Annotated in this window: 16 protein-coding genes and 1 tRNA gene; 7 read left to right on the top strand and 10 right to left on the bottom strand. The window is 65.5% G+C overall.

Annotation, left to right across the window (positions count from 1 at the left end; genetic code table 11):
- Positions 1-282 precede the first annotated feature (282 nt).
- The 3 genes from D103_RS0108930 to D103_RS0108920 are packed head-to-tail and all read right to left on the bottom strand — an operon-like array spanning position 283 to position 3,109.
- Positions 283-1,671: an NAD(P)(+) transhydrogenase (Re/Si-specific) subunit beta gene (locus D103_RS0108930; RefSeq protein WP_018865546.1), complete on the bottom strand. Its 1,389-nt coding sequence runs from the start codon at positions 1,669-1,671 to the stop codon at positions 283-285.
- Positions 1,668-1,979: an NAD(P) transhydrogenase subunit alpha gene (locus D103_RS0108925; protein ID WP_017942675.1), complete on the bottom strand. Its 312-nt coding sequence runs from the start codon at positions 1,977-1,979 to the stop codon at positions 1,668-1,670. Before D103_RS0108925 ends, D103_RS0108930 begins: the two co-directional genes overlap by 4 nt.
- Complete coding sequence (locus D103_RS0108920) at positions 1,976-3,109, bottom strand: NAD(P) transhydrogenase subunit alpha (RefSeq protein ID WP_038028584.1); 1,134 nt, start codon at positions 3,107-3,109, stop codon at positions 1,976-1,978. Before D103_RS0108920 ends, D103_RS0108925 begins: the two co-directional genes overlap by 4 nt.
- Positions 3,110-3,486: 377 nt before the next feature.
- Here D103_RS0108920 and D103_RS0108915 point away from each other — a divergent pair, with 377 nt between their 5' ends.
- The 7 genes from D103_RS0108915 (at position 3,487) to D103_RS0108885 (ending at position 10,508) form a co-directional block, all read left to right on the top strand.
- A complete protein-coding gene (locus D103_RS0108915) occupies positions 3,487-4,068 on the top strand; it encodes an HNH endonuclease (protein ID WP_018876543.1) in 582 nt (193 codons plus the stop codon).
- A 113-nt stretch (positions 4,069-4,181) separates the two neighbouring features.
- Entirely contained in the window at positions 4,182-5,276 is a 1,095-nt protein-coding gene (gene hemH, locus D103_RS0108910; protein ID WP_018876542.1) for a ferrochelatase, read from the top strand.
- A gap of 34 nt (positions 5,277-5,310) precedes the next feature.
- Positions 5,311-6,069, top strand: a complete 759-nt coding sequence (locus D103_RS0108905) for a molybdopterin-binding protein (RefSeq protein ID WP_019583672.1) — start codon at positions 5,311-5,313, stop codon at positions 6,067-6,069.
- Between the two features lie 118 nt (positions 6,070-6,187).
- Complete coding sequence (locus D103_RS0108900; RefSeq protein WP_018876540.1) at positions 6,188-6,907, top strand: 2OG-Fe(II) oxygenase; 720 nt, start codon at positions 6,188-6,190, stop codon at positions 6,905-6,907.
- A 98-nt stretch (positions 6,908-7,005) separates the two neighbouring features.
- Positions 7,006-9,147, top strand: coding sequence for an adenosylcobalamin-dependent ribonucleoside-diphosphate reductase (locus D103_RS0108895; RefSeq protein WP_038028581.1), 2,142 nt, complete (start codon positions 7,006-7,008; stop codon positions 9,145-9,147).
- A 19-nt stretch (positions 9,148-9,166) separates the two neighbouring features.
- The gene (locus tag D103_RS0108890) at positions 9,167-9,868 is read left to right on the top strand and encodes a hypothetical protein (protein ID WP_018876538.1); all 702 of its coding nucleotides are present in this window, start codon (positions 9,167-9,169) and stop codon (positions 9,866-9,868) included.
- A gap of 211 nt (positions 9,869-10,079) precedes the next feature.
- Positions 10,080-10,508: a hypothetical protein gene (locus D103_RS0108885; RefSeq protein WP_018876537.1), complete on the top strand. Its 429-nt coding sequence runs from the start codon at positions 10,080-10,082 to the stop codon at positions 10,506-10,508.
- 333 nt (positions 10,509-10,841) lie between these two features.
- Here the strand turns inward: D103_RS0108885 and D103_RS0108880 are convergent, their stop codons facing one another.
- From D103_RS0108880 to D103_RS0108850, 7 genes are all read right to left on the bottom strand, one after another.
- On the bottom strand, positions 10,842-11,525 hold the full coding sequence (locus tag D103_RS0108880; RefSeq protein ID WP_018876536.1) for a hypothetical protein: 684 nt from the start codon (positions 11,523-11,525) through the stop codon (positions 10,842-10,844).
- A 3-nt stretch (positions 11,526-11,528) separates the two neighbouring features.
- Positions 11,529-12,395, bottom strand: coding sequence for a hypothetical protein (locus tag D103_RS0108875; protein WP_155984780.1), 867 nt, complete (start codon positions 12,393-12,395; stop codon positions 11,529-11,531).
- 179 nt (positions 12,396-12,574) lie between these two features.
- Positions 12,575-12,651 (bottom strand) — tRNA-Ile (locus tag D103_RS0108870).
- Positions 12,652-12,755: 104 nt separating this feature from the next.
- On the bottom strand, positions 12,756-14,666 hold the full coding sequence (rpoD, locus tag D103_RS0108865) for an RNA polymerase sigma factor RpoD (protein WP_018876534.1): 1,911 nt from the start codon (positions 14,664-14,666) through the stop codon (positions 12,756-12,758).
- A 215-nt stretch (positions 14,667-14,881) separates the two neighbouring features.
- Positions 14,882-16,663, bottom strand: coding sequence for a DNA primase (gene dnaG / locus D103_RS0108860; protein WP_018876533.1), 1,782 nt, complete (start codon positions 16,661-16,663; stop codon positions 14,882-14,884).
- A gap of 66 nt (positions 16,664-16,729) precedes the next feature.
- Positions 16,730-17,140, bottom strand: a complete 411-nt coding sequence (locus D103_RS0108855; protein WP_018876532.1) for a DUF86 domain-containing protein — start codon at positions 17,138-17,140, stop codon at positions 16,730-16,732.
- Positions 17,125-17,523 (bottom strand): nucleotidyltransferase family protein, encoded by a 399-nt coding sequence (locus D103_RS0108850; protein WP_018876531.1) that lies wholly within the window; start codon positions 17,521-17,523, stop codon positions 17,125-17,127. Before D103_RS0108850 ends, D103_RS0108855 begins: the two co-directional genes overlap by 16 nt.
- Positions 17,524-17,645: the final 122 nt, after the last annotated feature.

Here is a 17,645-nt window from a genome sequence, read left to right as displayed (position 1 = left end):
ATGAGCTTTATGTGAAACGGAGTGCGCGCTCTGTGTGCTAAGCGGCCGTTGGTTTCACCGCTTGTGGGTAGTCTGTACAGGGTGTGTACAATTGTGACGCCGTTCCGGGTGTTCATCGAGCCTTGGGGAAGCACTGATTCATTCGCCCGCAAAAGCAACTCGAGCGCGAGTGTGTACATTGAGCAGTGTTTTCCTGGCCAACAAAAAACCCGGCACCGCGAGGCGGTTGGCCGGGTTTCGGTGGCGGGACCCGTATCCGGGTCCCGCATTTGGGGCGGGCTATTAGCCGAGGGCCTTGACCGATGCCACGAGTTCGGCGGCCACCTTCTGGCCGTCGCCGTAGAGCATCTGGTTGTTGTCGGCATAGAACAGGTGGTTCTCGATGCCCGAGAAACCGGAGCCCTTGCCGCGCTTCACGCAGATGACGTTGTGGGCCTGGTCGGCGTTCAGGATCGGCATGCCGTAGATCGGCGATTCCGGATTGGTCCGGGCCACCGGGTTCACGACGTCATTCGCGCCGATCACCATCGCGACATCCGCGGTCTTGAACTCCTCGTTGATCTCGTCGAGATCGAAGATGATGTCGTAGGGCACGCCGGCCTCGGCCAGCAGTACGTTCATGTGCCCGGGCATGCGGCCCGCGACCGGGTGGATCGCGAACTTCACGTCCACGCCGCGCTTCTGCAGCAGCTGGGTGAATTCCCAGATCTTGTGCTGCGCCTGCGCGACGGCCATGCCGTAGCCCGGCACGATGATGACCTTCTCGGCGTAGGCCATCATGATCCCGGCATCGTTGGCCTGGATCTCCTTCATCGTGCCTTCGATCTCTTCCTCGGCGCCGCCGGCGGAGCCGCCGAACTGGCTGAAGAGGATGTTCTTGATTGGGCGGTTCATCGCCTTGGCCATCAGCTGCGTGAGCAGCGTACCGGCCGCGCCGACCACGATACCGGCGATCATCAGCGCCGGATTGTCGAGCACGATCCCCTTCAGGCCGACCGCCAGGCCGGTCAGGGCGTTGTACAGCGAGATGACCACCGGCATGTCGGCGCCGCCGATCGGCAGCGTCATCAGGATGCCGAAGGCCAGCGCCAGAACGAAGAACAGCAGCAGCGTCGCCGAACCGATCTCGCCGCCGCCGGTGGCCATCAGGAAGCCGAGGATCACGGTGATGGCAAAGATCGCGATGTTCACGACCTGCTGGCCAGCGAAGGTGAAGGTCTTCTTCATCAGGCCCTGCAGCTTGGCGTAGGCCACCAGCGAGCCGGAGAAGGCCACCGAGCCGATCAGCGAGCCGGTCACGGCGATCGCCAGGCCGGTGTTGCTGACGGTTTCCGGGGTCGCCTGCAGCAGGTAGATCGCGCCGATGCCGGCCGCGGCGCCGCCGCCCATGCCGTTGTACAGCGCGATCATCTGCGGCATGTCGGTCATCGCGACCTTCTTGCCGCTCCACCAGGCCAGCGCGCCGCCGATGGCGATACCCAGGATGATCAGGGTGTAGTTCACGCCGCCGGAGATCTCCGGATGCACGAAGGTCACGAGCGTGGCGATCACCATGCCCACGCCGGCCCAGATGATGCCCGGCCGCGCGGTGGTCGGCGAGGACATCTGCTTGAGGCCGACGATGAACAGTACCGCCGCCGCAAAATAGGCGAGGTTGATGATCATGCTCATGCGTTATCTCCCTTCTTGTCGTCCTTCTTGCTGGTCTTGAACATCTCCAGCATGCGTTCGGTGACGACGTAGCCACCCACGGCGTTGCCCGCGGCCAGGATCACGGCGACAAAGCCGATGGCCTGTTCCAGCGGGGTCGTGGCGTGGCCCAGCGCGACCATGGTCCCGACCAGCACGATGCCGTGGACGAAGTTGGAACCGGACATCAGTGGGGTGTGCAGGATGACCGGCACCTTGGAGATGATCTCGTAGCCGGTGAAGGCCGCGAGCATGAAGATGTACAGCGCGATAAAGCCTTCGATGATCATGAGTTCGCTCCCTTCAGGGCCTCGCGGGTGGCCTCGTGCACGATCTCGCCGTCGCGGGTCAGCACGCTCTTGGCGATGACCTCGTCATCCCAGTCCGGCTGGAACTCGCCGCCCTCGGCGATCATCGGCGTGAGGAAATTGAGCAGGTTCTTGGCGTACATCTCGGAGGCATGCAGCGGCACCTGCGAGGGCACGTTCAGCGGGGCATGAATGGTCACGCCCTTGTGCTTGCTGGTCTTGCCCGGCTTGGACAGCTCGCAGTTGCCACCGCCCTCGGCCGCCAGGTCGATGATGACCGCGCCCGGCTTCATGCCCTCGACCATGTCCTTCGGGACCAGTTTCGGCGCGTCGCGACCCGGGATCGCGGCGGTGGTGATCAGCACGTCGGCCTTGGAGATGAACTCGCCCAGGGCATCCTGCTGCTGTTGCTTCTCTTCCGCGGTCAGTTCGCGGGCGTAGCCGCCTTCGCCCTCGGCGGAGACGCCCAGATCGAGGAACTTCGCACCCAGCGACTCGACCTGCTCCTTGGTGGCGGAGCGCACGTCATAGGCCTCGACCATCGCGCCCAGGCGCTTGGCCGTGGCGATCGCCTGCAGCCCGGCCACGCCGGCGCCGATCACGATGACTTTGGCCGGGCGGATGGTGCCGGCCGCGGTGGTCAGCATCGGGAAGAAGCGGCAGGACAGATCCGAGCCCATGATCGCGCCCTTGTAGCCGACCACGGCCGCCTGCGAGGACAGCACGTCCATGCTCTGGGCGCGCGAGATGCGCGGGATCAGCTCCATCGCGAAGCTCAGGATCTTGCGCTCCTGCATCGCCTTGACCACGTCCGGATTGCGGTGGGCATGGAACAGGCTGACGACGGTGGAGCCCTCCGGCAGCTGGTTGACCTCTTCCACCGTCGGTGGGGCCACGCGGACCATCAGGTCCGACTGGCCGTAGGCCGTCTCGGTATCGACCACGGTGGCCTTCTCGTAGGCCGTGTCCGGGAAATGGGCATTGGAGCCGGCCCCCTTCTCCAGCTGCACGGTGACGCCCAGATCGCTGAACTTGGCCGCTACCGACGGATCCAGGGCCACGCGGCGCTCGCCGCTGGCGGACTCCTTGGGAACGGATAATTTGATTGCCATGCGCTCTCTCCCCGGGCCAAACGTCCCGTACTCCCCTGGGACGATCAGCCGCGCTCGCGGGTGGTGAAATCGGATGCGGCACGCCTGAAGCGGGCATGCCGCACAAAAAACGACCCGCGAGTGTAGCGGAATCGCCCCCGTGCTTAAACCGTGTCCTGCGCTTGCAGGGTCTTGTTCCGGGCCGCGGAGCGTACGATACCTCGGGTCATGGCGTTGTAATTGCTTTGTTCCCGAAGGCTGTTTATTGTTTTTCCGGTCAGTGTTGCCCTGAGGGAGACGCGGGCGTGCGATTCAATCAGCGTCTCCCAAAGGGGGCATGGATTTGTTCACTCTACCCCGCGTGAGCAAATCCGTGTTTCCTTGAGACGGGACGGGTCATGTTGCCGAACGAGCATCAGGTCCTGCGCACGGACGCCGCGGGCATGCCGCTGGAGTGGATCGGCCTGGAGCAGGCCGTGCGCCTCTACTACACCGAGCAGGTGGCCTACACCTGTGGCAGCCCGCTTTATCGCATGCGCGGCGGCATCAACGCCCGCACCGGGCTGCAGTCGCGGGTCGAGGTCAACTCGATCATCGCGACCCATGGCACCCGCCAGTCCCGTTTCAACAACTACATCCCTCCGCTCAACAACACCACCCTGTTCCGCCGCGATGCCCATCTTTGTCTGTACTGCGGCCAGCATTTCTACGAACGCGACCTGTCGCGCGACCATGTGACCCCCATCAGCCAGAACGGCGAGGACACGTGGACCAACGTGGTCACCGCCTGCAAGCGCTGCAACAACCACAAGGCCGGGTTCACGCCGGAAGAGGCCGGGATGCAACTGCTGGCCATCCCGTTCACGCCGACCCATGCGGAATACATCTTCCTCAAGGGCAAGCGCGTGCTGGCCGACCAGATGGAATTCCTGCAGGCGCACTTCCCGCGCACCAGCCCCCTGCGCGGCCGTCTGGGCTGAACCGGCGCTGGCTGCCCCCGGGTCGCCGGCGCGCTATCCTTCACCGCTGAACCAAATGGCGCTGCGCCACTCCGACAGGGAGTCAGCGTCCCCTCATGTCGGCAAGGAGCACCATGAAGTATTTCGGAGAAGCGGATTATCGTCACGGCCAGGCGCGCGACGTCGGCGTATTGCTGACCAACCTCGGCACGCCGGACGAACCCACCGCGCCCGCCCTGCGCCGCTACCTGAAGGAGTTTCTCTGGGATCCGCGCGTGGTCGAGGTTCCGCGCCCGATCTGGTGGCTGATCCTTAACGGCGTCATCCTCAACATCCGTCCGAAGCGCTCGGCCGCCAAGTACGCCACCGTGTGGACCGACGAAGGTTCGCCGCTGCTGGCGATCTCGAAGCGCCAGGCCGAGGGTGTGCGCCGCCGCCTGGCCGAGCAGGCAGGGGAGGAGATCCCGGTTGCGCTGGGCATGCGCTATGGCAACCCGTCGATCGCCGCGGGGCTGGACGAGCTGCGCCGCCAAGGTGTGCGCCGCGTGGTCGTGCTGCCGCTGTACCCGCAGTACTCGGCCAGCACCAGCGGCTCCACCTTCGATGCCGTCGCCGATGTGCTCAAGGGCTGGCGCTGGGTGCCGGACCTGCAGTTCATCGCCGCCTACGACGCCCAGCCCGGCTACATCGAGGCCCTGGCCAGCAGTGTGCGCGAGCACTGGCAGGAGCACGGCCAGGCCGACCGCCTGGTGATGTCCTTCCACGGCATCCCCAAGCGCTACCTGCTGCAGGGCGACCCCTACCACTGCCTGTGCCATGCCACCGGGCACAAGCTGGCGCAGGCGCTGGGGCTGAACGACGACCAGTGGCAGGTGACCTTCCAGTCGCGTTTCGGGCGCGAGGAGTGGCTGCAGCCCTACACCGACAAGACCATGGAGGCCCTGCCGGGGCAGGGCGTGCGCTCGGTGGACGTAATCTGCCCCGGCTTCTCCGCCGACTGCCTGGAGACGATCGAGGAGATCGGCGACGAGAATCGCGAGATCTTCCAGGAGGCCGGTGGCGAACGCTTCCACTACATCCCGGCCCTCAACGACCGCGCCGACCACCTCGACTTCCTGGCCGGGCTGCTGCACCAGCATCTGGCGCCGTGGCTCAACGATCCGGACAACGCCCCCGAGGCGCGTGCCGCGGCCCGCGAGCGCGCGCTCGCGCTGGGCGCCAAACAGTAACGTGGCGAAGGCCGGGGCGATGGACGGACCCGTGATGGCTGAACGGGAGCCGGGCGAGATCGAGATCGGCGCCGTGATCATTGGCGACGAACTCCTCAGCGGCAAGCGCCGGGACCGGCACCAGGCGCACCTGACCGAGGCGCTCGCCGAGAAGGGCCTGGAGCTATCATGGATTCGGATCGTGGGTGACAACGCTCGCCTGTTGGTGCAGACGTTCCGCGAAACCCTGGCAAGCGGAGCCGAGGTGTTCAGCTTCGGCGGTATCGGAGCGACCCCGGATGATCGCACCCGCGCCTGCCTGGCCGAGGCGCTGGGTCGCCCGCTGGTGCCACACCCCGAGTTCATGGCGATCCTCGAGGAGCGCTTCGGCGTCGAGGCCTGGCCGCACCGCGTGCGCATGGCCGAGCTACCGGAGGGCGCTAGCCTGATCCCGAACCCGGTCAACGGCATCCCCGGGTTCAGCTGCGAACGCCACCACTGTGTGCCCGGCTTCCCGGTGATGGCCGAGCCGATGGTGCGCTGGGTGCTGGATCAGCGTTTCCCCGACCGTAACGCCGAGGCGGGCGCGGTAGAGGAGGTGCTGCGGCTGGAGAACGTGACCGAGAGCCGACTGGTCCCGATCCTCGAAGCGATGGAGGCGGCCTTCCCCGATCTGCGCATCTCCTGCCTGCCGCGTATGGACCGCAATGCCCCGCAGGTCGAACTGGGCCTGCGCGGCCCGCGCACCCGTGTGACCGAGGGTCAGGCCGCACTGCGGCAGCACCTGATCGCCGGCGGTTTCCTGAGCCACTGACGCCGTTCGAGCAGACTCCGTCGAAAGTGCTTGCGCGCCGGGCCGGGCGCGGTATATTGCTGCCTTGCAGGCACCCGCCTGTGTGCCGCTTTGGCGGCCCGAATGGAAGACCCCGCCCGTGAATCTGCCCGTTCCCGGCCCCGAGTGGTCGGACCTTGCCGACACGCTCCCGTCCCGCGCGCCAGCGGTCATCGAATCCCCGGTTCCCGAGGGCCGTGAGCCGGCAGGCTGGCTGGATGCGCTGATGCGCGATCAGCGGTGTGTCTGGCCCGACTTCCTGCCCGAGGACACGGTCGATGCGCTGCATGACGAGATCTACGCCCTGCGTGATGCCGCGCAGCTGGCGCAGGCGCGGATCGGTCGGGGTGGCGAGTGCCATCGCGATCGGGCCACCCGCGGTGACTGGATCCACTGGCTGGATGGTGCCAGCCCGGCCCAGCAGGCGTTCATGGAGCGCCTGGATGCGATACGGCTGGAGGTGGGCCGGTCGCTGATCCCGGGCCTGTTCGAGACCGAATCGCACTTTGCCCTGTACCCGCCCGGGACCCACTACGAGCGCCATGTGGATGCTTTTCAGGCCGGCAACTGCCGCCGGCTGTCGCTGGTGTTCTATCTGAACCGCGACTGGCACGAGCAGGACGGCGGCCAGCTCGCCATCTATGACGATGCGGGCCGCGAATGCCAGCGCATCCAGCCGACGGCTGGCACGCTGGTGATGTTCCTGAGCCAGACCGTGCCGCACGCGGTCCTGCCCACGCGGCGCTGGCGCGCCAGCATCGCCTCCTGGATGCGCGTGCGCGAGCTTGCCAACCCGCTCGCGGGTCTCGACCGCTTCTGACACCGGCCCCTGCTCGTTCTTGCAGCCTGCGGCGCCGGCGCCCATGATCGGAGAAGGGCCTCAGCGCCCTTCGGTCGAGCGCAACGCGGCGGGCCAATATGGGCAAGAGCCGGCAAAGGCAGGGCAACAATCGCCTCCCCCGAGACACGTCGCCCGACGTGCCCCTGCAGCCCTCTTCGGCTTCGATCTGGGCCGAGCGCTATCAGTTGCGTGACGCCCGGGGCGAGCCGGTGGATGCCTCGGTCGAGGCGATGTTCGACCGTGTCGCCCTGGCCCTGGCCCTGGCCGCGGTCGAGGCGCCGGAGAAGCGCGCGCCGATCGAGCGCGAGTTCCGCTGGGCGCTGGATAACGGCGCCATCCCGGCCGGGCGGATCCTGGCCAATGCCGGGGCCGAGGCCCACAAGCCGCAGACGACCCTGATCAACTGCACTGTCTCGCGCACGATCCGCGATTCGCTGCAGGCCATCCTCGATGCCAATACCGCCGCCGGACTGACGCTCAAGGCCGGGGCCGGGATCGGCTACGACTTCAGCACCCTGCGCCCGAAGGGTGCGCTGGTCGCGGGTGCCGGCGCGCCGACCAACGGCCCGGTCGCGTTCATGCAGATCTTCGACCAGACCTGCCGCACCATCGGCGCGGCCGGTGGCCGCCGCGGGGCGCAGATGGCGACGCTGGATATCGGCCACCCGGATATCGAGCGCTTCATCCTCGCCAAGCGCCGCAAAGGGCGGCTGACCCAGTTCAATCTCTCGGTGCTGGTGCGCGATGCCTTTCTGGAGGCCGTGGAGCGCGACGACGAATGGGCGCTCGCCTTCCCGCTGCTGCCCGTCGAACAGGACGCGGTGTCCGCATCCGAGCTTGTCTATCGCGACTGGCCGGTAGTCGAGGACGGTTACCGCGTCGACGACCAGGGCCGGGTCGCCTGCCGTGTCTACCGCCGCGTGCGCGCCCGCGAGCTGTGGGACACGCTGATGCGCAGCACCTATGACGTCGGCGAACCCGGCGTCATCCTGATCGATCAGGTCAACCGCCAGAACAACGCCTGGTTCGACGAGGTGATCCGCGCCACCAACCCCTGCGGCGAGGAGCCGCTGCCGCCGGACGGGGCCTGTCTGCTGGGGTCGGTGAACCTGACCCGGTTCGTGTCCGCGCCGTTCAGCGCCGACGCCGCCTTCGACTGGGTGCGCTTCGAGCGGGTGGTGCGCGTGTTCACGCGCATGCTGGACAATGTCGCGGACATCTCCGGGCTGCCGCTTCCGGAGCAGCGCGCCGAGATGCTGCGCAAGCGCCGCCACGGCATGGGCATCCTCGGGCTCGGGTCGGCGCTGGCAATGCTGGGGGAGACCTACGGCTCGGATTCGGCCGCCGACTTCACCGCGGAGGTCTGTCGTCGCATGGCGCTGGAGAGCTGGCGCGCCGGGCTGGAGCTCGCGCGCGAGAAGGGCCCGGCGCCGATCATGGACGAGGACTTCACGCTGACCGCGGACATGCTCCGGCGTCAGCCGGCGCTGGCCGAGGCCGGCTATCAGGTCGATGACGTGCTGAAGGGTCGGGAGCTGCATGCGCGCTTCAGTCCCTACATGCAGCGCATCGCCGAGGAGGACCCGGCGCTGGTCGCGGCGCTGGCCGATGAGGGCGCGCGCTTTACCCACGCGACCTCCATCGCGCCCACCGGCACCATCAGCTTCTCGGTCGCCAACAACGCGAGCAACGGCATCGAGCCGACCTTTCTGCACCACACCACGCGCAACATCCGTCGCCCCGGGCGGCGCACCCGCGAGGCCGTGGACTGCTACTCGTTTGAGCTGCTGGCCTACCGCGCCTGGGTCGATGCCGAGGCGGGACCGGGGGATCTGCCCGCCCACGCGATCACTGCGGACCAGGTCAGTGTGGACGCCCACATCCGCATGCAGGCCGCCGCGCAGCCGTGGGTGGACGCGGCCATCTCCAAGACGCTCAACGTCCCGATCGATATCCCGTTCGAGGACTTCCAGCAGGTCTATCTGCAGGCCTGGCGCGCCGGGCTCAAGGGCTGCACCACCTACCGGCCCAACCCGCAGGCCCAGATGGGCGTGCTGGTGGACCCGGAACGCCTGCGCAGTACCTGGTACACCTTCACCCTGGCGGACGGCAGGGAGCTGACCCTGCGCGGCGACGAAGAGGTCGAATACGAAGGCCAGATCCACACCGCTGCCAATCTCTTCGCCGCGCTGGACGAGGGCTATTACGACGACGTCTGACGCCGTCGGGGAGGACACGATGCACCGGATCGACCAGCCCATCATCGCCTTTCGCCGCTCGGATGCCCCGCAGGGCGAGGGCGCGTCCGGCAGCGACGATCACCCGCTGGGCAAGCGCATTCCGTCGCGCCCCGAGGGCGAACTCGAGTCGGTCACTGAGAAGGTGCGCTACTGGACCCAGGACGGGCCGCAGACCGTCTACCTGGTGGTCAGCTTCGTGGCCGTCTCCGGCACGGTCAGCGGCGAGCGCGTGACCATCGAGCGCCCGATCGAGTTCTTCCTGCCCACCGGGCAGCACTCCGAGTCCTACCAGTGGATCTCCGCGACCATGCGCAGCCTGTCGCTGGCGGCCCGCGGGGGCTACGCCGCCCGCGCCCTGCGCGACCTGCGCAAGGTCACCTGGGACCGCGGCCCGGTCCGCTGCGGCGAGAACGAATACGGCAAACCGCTGTACCACCCCTCCGAGGTCGCCGCGATCGCCCACGCCCTGCAACGCATCCTCCAGCGCCGCGGCTTCCTCGACCCCGACGGCCACCCCCGCCCGCTACGCGAACTGGTCGCCAACTACCGCGACCGGGACCGGACCCCGGAAGTCTCCGCCAACCTGGAAGCCCCGCATCGGGTGGCCACCCCCGCCGCCTCCTGCCCGCAGTGCGATGGCCACCTCGAAATCATCGACGGCTGCCCGACCTGCCGTGACTGCGGCTATTCGAAGTGCTAGTGCCTTCGGGCGAAGGCGGGCGGGACCCGAACGGCTGGCGACTCTGAAACGAAGAAAACGAACCGGGTACCAGGCGCCGACACGCGATCGACCAAAGTCTCACCCGGCCCTGAAGCCGCATGGATAACCCCTTGGCTTGCGGGGCCGCCGTAGAAATCTCGAAGGGGGTCTCGTAGTCTCCTCGGCCCGTCCATTCCGCTTTGGAGACATCGTGGCCCACATCCTGAACCCGTACGCCGACGATCAGCCCGAGCCGAAGCACATCGTGCTGCGCGCCCGCAGTGGCCAGGCGGTTTCGGCCAATTTCACCTTGCAGGATCGGCGGGGGCGCCAGAGCGCGGCGGAATATCTGTTTCATCTCTATTCCACCATCAAGCAGAAGCTGGACGAGCCGGTCCTGGATACCGCTGCGCCCTCGCCGGACGACCAGACCGCCATGCAGCGACTGATCCTCTACTCGGCGGGTGCCCATGACACCATGTTCGGCACTTTCAATGGTTCCAATACCTCCTCGGAGATGCCGGAGGAGGAGCGCAACGAGTTCGTCGAGATCTTCCTGCTGGCCTGCGCCACGGTCATCGAAGGCCAGCGAATCACCGTCGACCTCCAGCGCGGTCTCATCACCACCGAGACTGCCTGATCGTGAGTCGGGACAGGCCTTGCCTTTCGACCCGCCTTCACCAGAGAGGCAAAAAGCAAGGTCTGACCCTCCGGGCTGCGTTTCGTAGAGGAACTGCGCCGTTGTCCACTCACCTTAATGAAGGCCTGGAGTGACGAGCTCGGCGCGTATGGAGAAGAAAAGGGTAATCAGGTGCTGGGCGTCGAAGCGCCGGGTTCAGATGTCTTCGTCGAAACGCGAACCCACACCTGGGAGCTTCGGAGCACAGCGGGGCGCCCGTAGGGCGTCCCGCCTTGGAGTTCTGTCAATAACTGTACGTTTGAAACAATGAATGAGGATTTATTGGGGGTGGTGTTATGGGAAGATATCTTCGTCACCGAGCTTGATTTTTTGCCCCTTCCCAGCCCTAACGGCCACTAGCGGCGGCGTGACACTGGAAATATAAAAATAAAGGCCTCGCGCGAAAAGCGTGCTTGCCAGGATGAGCGCCCCAAATGCGGTGATAGTATTCAATACAGGGGCGCCCTCGACAAAGATAATAGTAGTGTGAAATAGGGTGACGATGAAGAAGAACTCTGCCCATCCATTAATCGCTCTAAAGCGCTTAAGCTTCGCTTTTAGCTGCTCTTCCAGTGAGACTAAGTATGTGCTCCTGTCGCCGGGGATTGTCGCCCAAAACTCTCGCGCACTTTCATATTCTTCCTTGATGTAGGAGCGGATTTCGACGACTTTTGGAAGCGCTTTTTTGTCAAGAAGGTCGTAAAGGAATGCGTTTAGCCTGTGAAAAAGCGTAGAAGCGACTCCGGTTGCTACCAATATAATAATCAAAAGCAGTGGGCTGAGTGTGGTAGCTATTCCTTCGGTTGCGGAAAAGATTTCAGACAGCGGTTCAAGCCATAAAAACAACAACGCGGGCTCGCCCTCCGACTTTATTATGGCGTGAGAGGCAAGGGCGAGATAGAGAACCGCGACTGCCCGAGGCAGAGGGTAGATGGCGGCGACCTCAGCCAGGTATTGTTCGCGTATCACGTCTACCAAGGGTTACTGCCCAACTAAGTCTATAAAAAGAACATCCCCAGCGTTGGGGTCAAAAGAGCCAAACTCGATTACCGGACAGCCAATGAAGGCGAATGGGTTTTGGCCAAGCAGGTTTCTCACCTTATCTACATCGTCATCGCTAGAGAATAGTAGGCTTGTGGTTTTGTTGTTTGCGGTATTGTCGAACTTCCCTTTCTTATTTCTATGGTCGAGCTGATGGAGCTGGCCCTCGTAGATAACTGGATCTCCAACTTGCCGCGTGCTGATTGCCTGGTGGAGCAGCTCGCTAGTGTTTCGATCGAAGGGGATGGTCCTCGTCTGAGTCCCGGATAGCGTCAGGTCTAGCTGGCTCTCACCTGAAGAGGGCGATCTGATAGGGCGCAGAGCGTTATCAAACTCTTTTGCGATCGATTTGTCGCCGTAAGCGCGTACCGTTCTTGGGTCGGGATTGTCACGTAGATCGGTGTAGTCTCGGGGTGTCACGGTGCCCTGGGTGATCTGTTGCCTGCGCGAGAGGACTTCGTCACGCCAGGAGCGGTGCTCCTGTTCGGCCTGACGGGTGGCTTGATCTAGTGCGGTCTGTAGGGCGGCCGATGCGCGGTCAATAATGACGCGCCCAAGTTCGCTAGCGGAGATAAAGCGTTGGAGGTAGCTGCCGGGTTCGGGCAGCTCAATAAGGAACTGAACTGCTTCTCGTTCGGTAGTTTTTAGGCGGGCGTGCTTCCAGACGCCCCCTGGCCGCTGGATGTCCAAATACGCCCGCTCTAGCGCGTTCTGCGTATAGAACAGTGTATTGCCAAGTGTCCGCATGGAGACTCGGTTGTCTACGACAAGGTCGCCATCAAACCTAATCTGAACAATATCAGGCATTTGCTGTTGCCCCCTCGGGAGATCTAACAGGAAGTGCTCGGGCATCTGTTAGCTGTATTTCTGTCCTGAGGGTATCAGGTTAGGTGGCTGCGCCTAGGAGGGAGGGCGAATAAGCCGCCTACAAGGTGCCTACAAATACTAAGCGTGAATCAACGCGAGCGTATAAGGTGTTGAAAATATGGTGGGCCCGGTCGGACTCGAACCGACGACCAAGGGATTATGAGTCCCCTGCTCTAACCAACTGAGCTACAGGCCCGTATTCGGGGAGGGTACAAACGACTGCGGCGCCATTCTACCCGGAAAGGCAGGGATGGCGCCGCAGCGGCAGGGCAGGTTCCGGCCGTCCGGCCGGGACGCCGGTTACTCGGCGTCGGTGTAGGTGCGCAGCAGTTCGGCGCGGGTCGGGTGGCGCAGCTTGCGGAGGGCCTTGGCCTCGATCTGGCGGATGCGTTCGCGGGTGACGTCGAACTGCTTGCCGACCTCTTCGAGGGTGTGGTCGGTGTTCATGTCGATGCCGAAGCGCATGCGCAGGACCTTGGCCTCGCGCGGGGTCAGCGTGGACAGGATCTCGCGGGTGGCCTCGGTGAGGCTTTCCTGCGCGGCGGAGTCCGACGGCGAGGCGACCTTTTCGTCCTCGATGAAGTCGCCCAGGTGGGAGTCTTCATCGTCGCCGATCGGGGTCTCCATGGAGATCGGTTCCTTGGAGATCTTCAGCACCTTGCGGATCTTGTCCTCGGGCATCTCCATGCGCTCGGCCAGCTCTTCCGGCGTGGCCTCGCGGCCCATCTCCTGCAGCATCTGGCGGGAGACGCGGTTGAGCTTGTTGATGGTCTCGATCATGTGCACCGGGATGCGGATGGTCCGGGCCTGGTCCGCGATGGAGCGGGTGATGGCCTGGCGAATCCACCAGGTGGCGTAGGTCGAGAACTTGTAGCCGCGGCGGTATTCGAACTTGTCCACCGCCTTCATCAGGCCGATGTTGCCTTCCTGGATGAGGTCGAGGAACTGCAGGCCGCGGTTGGTGTACTTCTTGGCGATGGAGATCACCAGGCGCAGGTTGGCCTCGACCATCTCCTTCTTGGCGCGGCGGGCCTTGGCCTCGCCGATGGACATGCGGCGGTTGATCTCCTTGATCTCGGAGATGTTCAGGCTGGCCTCGTGCTCGATCTCGGCGAGCTTCTTCTGCAGGCGCACGATCTCGTCCTCGTGCTCGGCGAGGGCGGTGGTGTACTTGCCCTTGGCCTTGCAGGCTTCCTTGATCCAGTCGAGGTTGGTCTCGTTCTTGGGGAAGCTGTCGATGAAGGTCTTGCGCGGCATCTGCGCCTGTTCCACGGCCAGCGCCATGATACGGCGCTCGTGGCGGCGGATCTGGTCGATGCTGCCGTGCAGCTGGGTGGTCAGCTGGTCGACCATGCGCGGGACCAGCTTGAACTCCATGAAGTACTTGGCGGTGGCCTCGCGCGCGACGGCGTAGGCCTCGCGGTTGCCCTTCTCGAAGGCCTTGTGGGCCTTGGCGTGCAGCTTGCGCAGCTTCTCGAAGCGTTCGCGGGCCTCTTCCGGGTCCGGACCGGTGTCGACCGGTTCGGCGGCTTCTTCGTCTTCCTCGGCGTCCTCCACCTCGTCGACGATGGCATCCAGCTCGGCGCTGGCCTGCTGCTCGGCAGCCGCCGCGGCGGCTGCCTTCTGCTCGTCCTGGGCCTTCTGCGCCTGTTCCGGCGTCACCAGGCCGCGGGCCACGGCCTCGCCGTTGGCGTGGTCGTGCGGGTCGATGAAGGAGACCACCAGATCGGTCAGGCGACCGTTGTTTTCGACGATCTGGTCGTACTCGTGGATCAGTCGTTCGATCGCGCCCGGGTGGTGAGCCAGCGCGAACAGGACCTGCATCAGGCCTTCCTCGATGCGCTTGGCAATGCGGATCTCGCCCTCGCGGGTCAGCAGCTCGACCGTGCCCATCTCGCGCATGTACATGCGCACGGGGTCGGTGGTGCGACCGAAATCGGAATCGGCCGAGGCGAGCGCGGCCACGGCATCCTCGGCGTCCTCGTCGGCGGAGACGGAGCCGTCGGACAGCAGCAGGCTGTCGGCGTCCGGGGCCTGCTCGTGCACCGCGATGCCCATGTCGTTGATCATCGCGATGATGTCCTCGACCTGGTCGGAGTCGATGATCGAGTCGGGCAGGTGGTCGTTCACCTCGGTATACGTGAGGTATCCCTGCTCCTTGCCCTTGGCAATCAGTTCCTTGAGCTGGGATTGCTGCTCTTCACGATTCATTGCGGTCGTACTCCGAGGTGCTTGGTCGAGCCGCTACAGGACGGCTCTAGGAAATTGGGGCGCAGAAAAATCAATCCTGTATTGTAGCAGAAGATTCTTATATTGCCGGTTGCCGGACGCTGATTGCGGTCAAGGCCCTGCGCGGCGCGTCGCGTGGCGCCCTCCAGCTGTCTGAACAATGCGGGCAATCGCGTCCGCTTCAAGGCCCGGGCTGGCTATTGCGGCCGGTCGAATCGCTGCAACTGCTCGGTAAGACGGGCGAGCTCGGCGCGTTGTTCCGTCCCCAGTTCGGTGCCGGGGCGAGTCAGTTCACGAATTCGCGAGCGGTAGTGCTGGCGCAGGAGCTGGCGGGCGCAGTCCAGCGCCGTCTGCCGGGTGACGGCCACCTCGCCGTCGTCCAGGGCCTGGTGGGCCAGGGCCATCAGGCGCTGGAAGTGGCGTTCCTCGCGGAAGCGTTCCAGCAGCCCGGCGGTATGCCGTTCGGGGTTTTCGTCCAGGGCGGCGAGGAGCTCGCGCAGGGTGGCCGCGGCCACGCCGGGCAGTTCGACGAGCTGGCGGATTTCCGGTTGCGACCAGTCGAGTTCCGGGTGTTGCAGGACGCGCGCCAGGAGGGCGCCCCACAGGGCCGGCGGGCTTTCGCCGCCGGGTGCCCGGCTGGCGGTGGGGTTGGCCGGAAGATCGCCCCCCGAACCCGAGGCCGTCGCGCGGGCGGGTTCGGGGGGCTGCTCGGACAAGACCTGTTCCAGGCGCTCGTGGCTCAGATGGGTCTCCTCGGCGATGCGTTCGACCAACTGGTCGCGGAACAGGGGATCGCGCGTGGTGGCGACCAGCTTCATCGCGGCATGCGCGAAGCGGGTGCGGCCTTCGGCGGTGTCGGTCGGGTGCTCCTCGCGCAGCAGCCGGACCAGCGTCTCGGACAGGGGCAGGGCACCGGCCAGCCGTTCCTCCCAGCCGGCGAGGCCGTCACGCCGCACCAGGCTGTCGGGGTCGTCCCCCTCGGGCAGAAACAACACGCGCACCTCGCGCAGGCCCTGGATCGCGGGCAGGGCCTCGGCCAGCGAGCGCCAGGCCGCGCGGCGCCCGGCGGCGTCGCCGTCGAAGCACAGGGTGATGCGCGAGACCTGGCGGAACAGGCTGTCCAGGTGGGCGCGGGTCAGGGCGGTGCCCATGCAGGCCACCGCTCGGCGAAAACCGGCGCGGGCCAGCCCGACCACGTCCATGTAGCCCTCAACCACCACGATGTCATCCAGCCGGGTGCCGGCCTTGCGGGCCTCGAACAGGCCGTAGATGGTCTGTCCCTTGTGGAAGACCTCGCTCTCCGGGCTGTTCAGGTACTTCGGCTCGCCGTCTTCAATCAGGCGCCCGCCGAAGCCGGTAATGCGCCCGCGCCGGTCGCGGATCGGGAACATGATGCGCCCGCGGAAGCGCTCGCGGATGCCGCCGTCGTCGCGGCGCGCGGCCAGCCCGGCATCCACCAGTTGCTGCGGGGTGAAGCGGGGCTTGAGGGCCTCAAGCAGGCCCGAGGGCGGGGCCCAGCCGATCTGGTAGTCGCGGGCCGTGGTGCCGTCGATGCCACGGTTTTTCAGGTATTCGACTGCCTTCGGCGTCTGGCGCAGCTGCTGCACGTAGTAGTCGGCGGCCGCGTTGAGGGCCTCGTACAGCGGGGCGTGGGCCTCGCGTTTGTCGTCCCCTCCGGCCTCGCGCGGGACCTCCAGTCCGGCCTGTTCGGCCAGCTGCTCCACCGCCTCGGGGAAGCTCAGGTTCTCGTACTCCATCAGGAAGCTGATGGCCGTGCCGTGCGCCCCGCAGCCGAAGCAGTGATAGAACTGTTTTTGCGGCGAGACATAGAACGACGGCGTCTTCTCGCCGTGGAACGGACAGCAGGCGGCGAACTCGCGCCCGGCCTTCTTCAGGCTCACGCGGCGCTGGATCACCTCGACGATGTCGCTGCGCTCGAGCAGCTCGTCGATAAATGCCTGTGGAATGAGGCCTGCCATGGGGGTCTGCTGGGGTGCCTGAGCCGTGGGGGTATCCGGATGATACCGGCTGCCGCGGCTTGTGGGTCAGATGCGGTCGGAAACCACGCGTGCGAAGGCCCGAAAATCATCCAGATGCCGGGAGCAGACCGAGTGGGTGATGTCCCAGTTGATGCGTTCGTAGTTGTGCACGGCGATGTTGCGGAAGCCGACCGCCTTCTTGAGTCGCTCGGCCAGGGTCTGCTCGATCACGCCGCCTTCGACGAGGCGGTCGAACGTCTCGCCCATGGTGTTGGGCGGCGGGAGGTCGAGCGAGGTGACCAGGTGTGCCCCGATGTCTACGCATTGCTGCACGGCGCGCGACAAGTTCAGGGCAATGATGTCCTGAGTGTCCGGGTCCCGGGCCAGTTCCTCGGCCGTGGCGGGGCAACGCTGGCTGACCCGGTTAACGCAGTACCGTAGGGTCTCGAGTTTCTGCTCGACTACGCGCGGTTCCACGCGTCTCTCCGCTCGGCCAGGATGCGATTACGGTAGGGCAGGAAATCGGCCTGCTCGATCAGGTGACGGGTCAGGTAGCGCGCGTGGGTCTCGTCGCTGCCAAGCACGCGGATGCCCCGAGTCATGATCTCGCCCAGCAGGGGTTCGCCCGCCTGAGTCAGGTCCACGAGGTCCACCGGACGCCCGGTGGCCGCGGCCAGGGCATCGATCAGCTCGATGCGTGCCTGGGTATCCAGAGGCGATCCGGCGCTGACGGCGAGGTCGAGGTCGCTGTCGAACCGTGCGCCGCTGCGAGCCAGCGATCCGAACAGGATGGCCAGCTCCAGTTCCGGATGTTGTTCCAGCGTGCGCCGGATATCCGCAATTTCGGCTCTCGTTTCCATGGCCTCGAGTCTAGCAGGAGTATCGGCTTGCCCGACGGTTCTCCAAACGCCTCGGTTCCGCACTGAGACGGGCCAAAACAAAACGGGCCCCGTGAGGGGCCCGCGTCGTCGTGCCGCCGGGT

The sequence above is a fragment of the Thioalkalivibrio sp. ALE31 genome (assembly GCF_000377405.1).
In the GTDB taxonomy this organism is placed as follows: Bacteria; Pseudomonadota; Gammaproteobacteria; order Ectothiorhodospirales; family Ectothiorhodospiraceae; genus Thioalkalivibrio.
This window is presented reverse-complemented; position numbering and strand designations above follow the sequence as displayed.

Excerpts from the sequence above, each read along its gene's own strand:
- D103_RS0108915 (WP_018876543.1), top strand. The coding sequence starts at position 3,487 with ATGTTGCCGAACGAGCATCAGGTCCTGCGCACGGACGCCGCGGGCATG.
- rpoD (WP_018876534.1), bottom strand. The coding sequence starts at position 14,666 with ATGAATCGTGAAGAGCAGCAATCCCAGCTCAAGGAACTGATTGCCAAG.
- dnaG (WP_018876533.1), bottom strand. The coding sequence starts at position 16,663 with ATGGCAGGCCTCATTCCACAGGCATTTATCGACGAGCTGCTCGAGCGC.
- D103_RS0108920 (WP_038028584.1), bottom strand. The coding sequence starts at position 3,109 with ATGGCAATCAAATTATCCGTTCCCAAGGAGTCCGCCAGCGGCGAGCGC.
- D103_RS0108850 (WP_018876531.1), bottom strand. The coding sequence starts at position 17,523 with ATGGAAACGAGAGCCGAAATTGCGGATATCCGGCGCACGCTGGAACAA.
- D103_RS0108925 (WP_017942675.1), bottom strand. The coding sequence starts at position 1,979 with ATGATCATCGAAGGCTTTATCGCGCTGTACATCTTCATGCTCGCGGCC.
- D103_RS0108895 (WP_038028581.1), top strand. The coding sequence starts at position 7,006 with ATGGGCAAGAGCCGGCAAAGGCAGGGCAACAATCGCCTCCCCCGAGAC.
- hemH (WP_018876542.1), top strand. The coding sequence starts at position 4,182 with ATGAAGTATTTCGGAGAAGCGGATTATCGTCACGGCCAGGCGCGCGAC.
- D103_RS0108875 (WP_155984780.1), bottom strand. The coding sequence starts at position 12,395 with ATGCCTGATATTGTTCAGATTAGGTTTGATGGCGACCTTGTCGTAGAC.
- D103_RS0108890 (WP_018876538.1), top strand. The coding sequence starts at position 9,167 with ATGCACCGGATCGACCAGCCCATCATCGCCTTTCGCCGCTCGGATGCC.
- D103_RS0108930 (WP_018865546.1), bottom strand. The coding sequence starts at position 1,671 with ATGAGCATGATCATCAACCTCGCCTATTTTGCGGCGGCGGTACTGTTC.
- D103_RS0108905 (WP_019583672.1), top strand. The coding sequence starts at position 5,311 with ATGGCTGAACGGGAGCCGGGCGAGATCGAGATCGGCGCCGTGATCATT.